We start from the raw sequence: 8119 nt of genomic DNA, 5'->3' as shown, positions 1-8119 counted from the left end.
AATGCGGATGGTGATATTCATTCAAGAAATCTTGAAAATCCATTGGCTGCCGTACAGATGGGACTTATTTATGTAAACCCTGAAGGTCCGGACGGAAATCCCGATCCTATTGCAGCTGCTAAAGATATCCGCGATACTTTCGGACGTATGGCGATGAATGACGAAGAAACCGTTGCTTTGATTGCCGGCGGACATACTTTCGGTAAAACCCATGGAGCAGGTCCTGCAGATCACGTAGGTAAAGAGCCTGAAGCTGCAGGAATTGAACAGCAGGGACTTGGATGGGCAAGCACGTATAAATCAGGAAGCGGAAAAGATGCTATTTCCAGTGGTCTGGAAGTAACCTGGACAGAAACTCCGACTCAGTGGAGTAATTATTTCTTTAAAAACCTTTTTGAAAATGAATGGGAATTGACAAAAAGCCCTGCCGGAGCTCACCAATGGGTAGCTAAAGATGGAGCAGATATTATTCCTGATGCATTTGATTCTTCCAAAAAGCATAAACCAACCATGCTTACCACAGACCTTTCGTTGAGATTGGATCCTGTTTACGAAAAAATTTCAAGACATTTTTATGAAAACCCTGATGCGTTTGCTGATGCTTTTTCAAGAGCATGGTTTAAGCTGACACACAGAGATATGGGACCACGTGCCCGTTATTTAGGTCCTGATGTTCCGCAGGAAGAACTGATCTGGCAGGATCCTATTCCTGAAGTGAATCATGAACTGGTTGACGGAAATGATATAGAAGCATTGAAATCAAAAGTATTAAACTCAGGATTAAGCAATGCCGAACTGATCTCTACAGCCTGGGCTTCTGCTTCTACTTTCAGAGGAAGTGATAAACGTGGTGGGGCCAACGGAGCCAGAATCAGACTGGAGCCTCAAAGAAACTGGGAAGTAAACAATCCTTCACAACTTAATAAAGTATTAAACGTACTGGGAGGCATTCAGAAAGAATTTAACGATTCTCAAAACGGAGGTAAAAAAATATCATTGGCAGACTTAATTGTACTAGCAGGAAATGCTGCTGTTGAGGTTGCTGCAAGAAATGCTGGTCAGGAGGTGAAAGTTCCTTTTGCTCCGGGAAGAATGGATGCTTCTCAGGAACAGACAGATGTAGAATCTATGGGTTACCTTGAGCCTGCTGCTGACGGATTCCGTAATTATCTGAAAAGAAAATACACGGTTTCTACAGAGTCTTTATTGATTGATAAAGCACAGCTTTTAACTCTTACTGCCCCTGAATTGACGGTATTAGTAGGAGGAATGCGTGCTTTGGATACGAACTTTGACGGTTCAAAACATGGCGTATTCACCAGCCGTCCGGGAGTTCTTACCAATGATTTCTTCGTGAATCTTCTGGATATGGGAACGCAATGGAAAGCAATGTCAGATGGCAGAGAGCTGTATATAGGAACGGACCGAAAAACAGGTCAGCCAAAATGGACAGCAACACGTGCGGATCTTGTTTTCGGATCTAATTCTGAATTGAGAGCTATCGCTGAAGTATACGGAAGTGCTGATGCACAAGGTAAATTTGTGAATGACTTTGTCGCAGCATGGACAAAAGTGATGAATCTGGACAGATTTGCTTTGGCTAAATAATGTATATATTAAAACAGCAGAAATGCTGTTTTCTTTTTTATAATGCATTGCAATATTAACAGTAAGAATAAATTCGATTATATTTTATTAAATATTTTATAAGCTATGAAAAACAATTATTTTTTTATTTTATTTTGTCTGGTACTTCAGATAACGGTATCCGGACAACAGTATAAAATGCCTGTCGCTTATATAGAGTCATTACAACCTTCACAGTCCGGGCATGAAGCGGCAATGTGTAATGATGGTAATGAGAATACAATTTATCATTCTCTCTATAACCTGAGTACAGCAATACCAGATCAATTGAATTTCAATTTTTCAAATCGTGTAAAAAGCATAAATAAACTAGTATATAAGCCCAGAACATCAGGCGCTAATGGAATCTGGACGAGTGTTAAGATTTCATATTCTACACAATCCAATCCTACGACTTTTATTGCTGCAACAGGGATTATTTCCTGGGCTGCTGATAATACGGCTAAAACAATAGATCTTCCTGTGGCAATTTCTTCTCCAGCTATTATTAGGGTTGATATTTTAGGTGCTAAAAATAATTTTTCCAGTTGTGCAGAGATGGAATTTTATTCTTCAGAACAAATGGATCCTGTTTTAACAGAATGTGCGCTTCCTACCAACGAATTTTCAATGCTTGCTGATATTGCTGTAGTTCCTCAAATAACAGGATCTTCTGCTTCCAGTTTTCAATCTGGAGAAAATATTGAAAAATCTTTTGATGGAGATGTAAATACTATTTATCATTCAAACTGGAATGGTACAGCTGCAAATTTTCCTATATCACTGGTTTATAAATTCAATGGACAGTCTGCAATAAATTATATAAGGTACACACCCAGACAAGATGGCGGATCAAATGGTTTTTTTGGAAACGTAAAAATCAGTTATAATACTGTTTCAGATCCTGGTTATATCGATCTTATCACTTTGAACCTTAATCAATCCGGTGCGATAAAAACAATATATTTCCCTGCTGCAATTACTCCATTGAATATTAAGATTGAGGTTCTGGATGGGAAAAATAATTTTGCAAGTTGTGCTGAAATGGAATTTTTTCAAAATAATCCAAATAGTTTTAATCCAGCTCTTTATTCTGATATATTTAATGACAGTATTTTTAGTACATTAAAACCTACTGTTACCCAGCAAGATATCGATGCTATTACTTCTCCATTTATCAAAGGTTTAGCCCAATGTCTTTTTAATAATACTTACAATAAAAAATATAGGGTTCAGGTATCCACACCCTACAAAACTATTGGGTCAATTAATACACAATATAAAATCGGGAATTACAGTAGATATGAAAACCCTACCGGAATATTTTTTCAGCCTAATACCAAAGTTATTATTTTTGCGAAAGACATTACGAATACAAATGCAGTTTATCTAAGAATAAGAGATTTTGCAACAGAAGGATCTTCTCCGGAAAATACTTACGAACTGAAGAACGGACTCAATATTCTGTCTATTACGAATAAAGGACTTGGATACATATCGTATTATACCAATGATGTAAATGCTGCTCCCATTACCTTAAATGTCACAGCAGGTATTGTCAATGGAATCTATAAAAAAGGAACTACTTCTACAGAATGTAAAGAAATGCTGACCAATGATGTTTATCCTAAAATTGATATTGAAGGCTACTATACAAAACTGGTCATAGATAAGACTCCTGTAAGCAATTTTCATTATTTTGATATACAACCCTTGATTGATAAATATGACATGATTACAAAATCAGAAAGAGAAATGATGGGGTTCTTCAAATTTAATACGAACTTTAAAAACAGACAGCTTGTTTATACAGAATCTATGGGAGGATGGTATGCCGGAGGTTCAGGAGTTCATTTGGATCTTACGTGGGGGGCTGAAGGCTCCGCATCGGCAACAGGACTTAGCCTTTGGGGAGTGGCGCACGAACTGGGACACATTAATCAGATAGAGCCTGGTCTAACCTGGGTAGGAACTACTGAAATTACCAATAATATTTATTCTTTATGGGCCAGTTATAACATATATACACCTTCAGGAACAAACAGATTTACCAATTTAGAAGGTGAGGTGGCTGATAAGACTGCTTTCCCTCAAGTTGAAGGCAACAGGTTTGGTGAATATATTATCCAGACACAAATCAACGGAAAAAGCTACGCTGATCAGTTTAGAACTGACTTTGTAAATCCTTTAGATAAGCATTTCAGAACATTGGTTCCATTTTGGCAGCTTGAGCTTTATTACCAATTGGCTGGTGCATCGAAAAACGCTCCCACACTTGCTTTCGACAAAAATATGTCTGATGAAGATATACCCTCTACACCTAACCCTGTTACTGGTATAGATTATGCACATTGGTATGCCAATGTAATCAAGAAAGTGTTAAATACTGATGAATCTCAATTAACAAATGGGCAATTAGTAATGAATTTTGTGAAAAATACATGTGATGCGGTACAGGAAGATCTTACTGATTTCTTCACCATTACGGGCTTTCTGAAACCCATTGATGCTATGATTTCAGACTATTCAAATGCGCAGCTTACAATTACCCAAAGTATGATTGATGAAGTGAAAAGCTATGTATTAATGAAAGGCTATGCAAAACCGGTTTCTCCGGTATTAAATTACATTTCAGCGCACAGCGTTAATGCATATAAAAACCTGCAGCCTGTTACAGGAGTTACAGGAGTTGGTGCACAGGTTATTACAAATACAAAAGGAACGTTTTTACAGGTAGACAATTCTAAATGGAATAATGCAGTCGCCTTTGAAACATATGGCACAAATAATCAAATGATAAGTGTTTCTATTATAGGGACAGGAGATACAACATTGGCAAAAACATTTGTTGATTTTCCAGCTGCGGCAGAGAAAGTGTATGCGGTAGGATACAATGGACAAAAGATCCTTGTTTATCCTGCTGCTACTTTATCTTCATTAGAAGCTTTCTCAAATAAAATTGATTTTAGTATCTCTCCAAACCCATTGAAAAAAGGACAGAGAGTATACATACACCTAAAAGATTCAAAACAAAATTTAAATGCAGAAGTATATGATATGTCCGGGAAATTGATGATTTCTGCTAATGGAACTTTATCTGTAATACATAATAATATCAACAATAAGATCCAGAATCTTACAGCTGGTGTTTATATTATTTCAATCTCTGATGGACAAAATAGATATAGCTCAAAGCTTATTATTGAATAACTTTTTAGAGACAATTGTAATTTTTATAATAGTATTCATGAGCTGTACAAACTGTTTTATTTATTACAATTACTTTTAATTTTATTTCAGGGGCTGCCTTAAAAAATTACATATTCAATAAGAGAAATAAAGATTAGAATAATGATTAGAAAAAGCATCTGTAAAAACAGATGCTTTTTTATGAGTGAAAAATAGAGTGTAAGTCTCTATTTCTTTGCCTGCAGAGACAGATTATCCATATAAACCGCCTGATGTACACCATTCAGCATAACTTTCAAACCTAAATGAGAGTCTTTTTTCAAAGAAACAGTAAATGTTTTTTTCTCACCTGTTATTTTGGAAGGTTTCGTGATTGAAACATAGGTTTTTACCTCTGAAGGGTTGTCTACTGAAAAAAGTTCTAAAGTAGTTTCTCCTCCATTATCAGAAAGATCAAGAGACAGCGTATAAGTTCCGGCTTTTATTTCCGGAGTTACCAGATACATATTTTCTCCAGGATTGCTCATTGAATAGAATACAATTCTTTTATCACTTGCATACAGCATCGCTTTCCCAGCCTGGGCAGTCCAGCATTTATTGATATCTTTCCACGCATCAAAATTTTCTGCAAGAGCGGTTACGGGTTTACACTGCGCATTTGCTGTTAGAAACCCTCCTAAAACTGCTATTCCCGTAAGTACGATTTTTTTCATTTATTATTTTTATTTATAATGAGTAAAAATAATAAAAAAGACTGTACTGAATGCTATTGTTTTATGATTTAAGTTAGTTTTGAGATTGGATATATTGTTCAAACAATGAAATTTGAATAGAAAAATAGTATAAAACAGTAAGATAGTAATTTGATAAAGCAATTTTATAGAATGCAGAATTAATAATTCAGTTTAAGAATTAATGAAAATAAATTTTCTTACATAAAAGCTTATTTAGTTCAAATAAAAAAAGAGTGGATTGCAGTGATTTATTTCTTTTTTTAGCTATAGAAGGAAAATTTTTATAATTTTAGTTTATTATTTTATAATCTGAATGGAGTACATCAATAAAACAAACACTTTTTTTCTTTTAAAAACTGTAATTTATACCATTGGATTTCTATGCTTAATAACAACGTCAAGACTTTGGATAGGATCAAATGAAAATTGGAATCAGATGATAGAAAATGAATTTATTCCGGCATTAATAGTCCGAAGTATTTTTTTGACGGTGGCAGGATTACTATTTTTAGGGTTATCATTCATAATAAACAAGATCTACAAGAAAGAGAGCCGTTTTTCGACAGAATTGGTTGTTTTACTATTGTTTTCTTTCACGCTGAATGTAATAACGATGTTAGGCTTCATCTGACATAAAGCTATAATAAAAATGTGACTATTAAATAAAGTGAGCTGTACATAGAAAAATTTCCTAAATGTGGTAGGTATTTAAGCCTTATTGGCGTATAAATTGATACTACAAACTGAATTGAATTTTGATGACTAATGACTAGAACGACTATAACTCTGATTTTCTTTTTAAGTGGTTTTTTCTTTTTAAATGCACAGGAGAAGAAAGACTCACTTTATTATAAAATAGAAGAATTTTCGGATAAAAGAAAAGTTACCAAATTCATTCACCGCTTTATATTCCGTAGAGAGCCGGATTCTACATCCGTTAAGTCCAATACTGAAAAACTTTTGCAAAACACTTATAACAAAAAAATTATCAGAAATGTCAGGATAGAAACCATTGACCCTTTTGGCTATGGCTCTAAAGACAGTAAAGAAATAGGCAAGTGGTATGATTGGATAAAGGATCACCTTCATTCCAGTACAAGAAGATCGACAGTTAATAATTTTTTGCTTTTTGAAGAAGGAGAAGAATACAATGCTCAAAAGCTTTATGAATCTGAACGTTTGCTGAGAGCAATGCCTTTTATCAACAGAGTTAATATCAGTGTTTCAGACAGTACTTCCAGTAAAGATTCTATAGATGTTGTTGTAAAGGTTCTTGATTCCTGGAGTCTGAAGCCAAGAATCAGTTATTCCGGAAGTAAAATTGGTTTGGGAGTTACTGAAGAGAATGTACTGGGGCTGGGACATACTCTGGACTTCCTTTACAGAAACGATTCTAAAGAAAAGCAGGATTATCTTTTAGGAAGCTATACCACTTATAATCTTTTTGGGACTTATATCAATGCCCAGATTCTTGGGGAAAGGGATTTTTCGAGAAATGAAAGAATTAATTTCAGCCTTAGAAGAGACTTTTTCTCACCTTTAACGAAGTGGGCGGGAGGTTTTACTTTTGAATATTTTTTACGAAAAGTTTTACTTCCGATAGAAACGGATACCACTTTTCCTGAAGTTCAGATCAAAGTGTACAGTCAGGATTTATGGGGTGGTTATCAGATTCCTGTTTCCTCTGATCCTAGTGAAAAAGTATCCAGTAATATTGCCATCATAGGAAGATTCCAGAATTATCAGTACAAAGACAGCCCTGGAATTGATCAGTATAAATATTTCAGTTCTTACAACAGTTTTCTGATGTCTGTTGGGTTTATTCAGAGAAACTTTTCAGTTCAGAAGAATATTTTCCAGTATGATTTGCCGGAGGATGTTGCTTATGGTAATTCGTTAAACGTTATTGCCGGAGGCTTATCAAGAAATAAAGAAGTGAATCCGTATGTGGGAATTTCTGCATCTTACGGCCGTTTTACCAAATTGGGATATTTCACCGTGAAAGCACAGTTTGGAAGGTTTTTTAATGAAGACAGCCAGAACAGGGAATCTTTCCGCTTTGATGGAACTTATTTTACCAACTTGATGGACTGGAAATTTGCCAAAGCAAGACATTTCTTCTCTCCAACCCTAGCCTTGGGAAATCCGCAGCATAATTACTCTTATAAAGATAGGATAAACCTTTCTTCTGCAGACGAGTTTCCTGTTTATAATGCAGATTATATCGGAACCAAAAAAATAGTGTTAAGATATCAGCTCCAGTTGTTTATTAATAAAACATGGAAGAATTTCCATTTCAGTCCTTATTTAACTACCGCAGTGGGCTGTCTGGGAATGCCTGATGATAAACTACTGAAAACCAAAGCTAATACAAAAATCGGAATAGGTGTTTTAATCAATAATCCTTATCTGGTTTTCAACAGGATTCAGATTTCTTTCATGTATTATCCACGTGTTCCTTTTGATAATAATTCTGTTTTTGATTTTAACAGTAACAGAAATAATCTTTTACCTATGAACAGCTTTGCCACGGATGTTCCTCATTTTGTCAATTTTGGAAATTGATAAAG

The 8119-nt window shown here is 35.2% G+C and carries 4 protein-coding genes; 3 read left to right on the top strand and 1 reads right to left on the bottom strand.

The features are described from left to right. Positions 1-1608: catalase/peroxidase HPI (gene katG, locus NK356_RS15255; RefSeq protein WP_253317379.1), on the top strand; the 1608-nt coding region annotated here is incomplete at its 5' end. 105 nt (positions 1609-1713) lie between these two features. Further along, positions 1714-4836 (top strand): M60 family metallopeptidase, encoded by a 3123-nt coding sequence (locus NK356_RS15250; protein WP_253317378.1) that lies wholly within the window; start codon positions 1714-1716, stop codon positions 4834-4836. Positions 4837-5042: 206 nt separating this feature from the next. Here the strand turns inward: NK356_RS15250 and NK356_RS15245 are convergent, their stop codons facing one another. Beyond that, on the bottom strand, positions 5043-5528 hold the full coding sequence (locus tag NK356_RS15245) for a hypothetical protein (RefSeq protein WP_034696597.1): 486 nt from the start codon (positions 5526-5528) through the stop codon (positions 5043-5045). 786 nt (positions 5529-6314) lie between these two features. Here NK356_RS15245 and NK356_RS15240 point away from each other — a divergent pair. Then, on the top strand, positions 6315-8114 hold the full coding sequence (locus tag NK356_RS15240) for a hypothetical protein (RefSeq protein ID WP_253317377.1): 1800 nt from the start codon (positions 6315-6317) through the stop codon (positions 8112-8114). Positions 8115-8119: the final 5 nt, after the last annotated feature.

The sequence above is a fragment of the Chryseobacterium sp. S0630 genome (assembly GCF_024158915.1).
In the GTDB taxonomy this organism is placed as follows: Bacteria; Bacteroidota; Bacteroidia; order Flavobacteriales; family Weeksellaceae; genus Chryseobacterium.
This window is presented reverse-complemented; position numbering and strand designations above follow the sequence as displayed.

What these genes read in the sequence shown, in the direction of transcription:
- NK356_RS15250 (WP_253317378.1), top strand. Translation starts at nt 1,714, where the DNA reads ATGAAAAACAATTATTTTTTTATTTTATTTTGTCTGGTACTTCAGATA.
- NK356_RS15245 (WP_034696597.1), bottom strand. Translation starts at nt 5,528, where the DNA reads ATGAAAAAAATCGTACTTACGGGAATAGCAGTTTTAGGAGGGTTTCTA.
- NK356_RS15240 (WP_253317377.1), top strand. Translation starts at nt 6,315, where the DNA reads ATGACTAGAACGACTATAACTCTGATTTTCTTTTTAAGTGGTTTTTTC.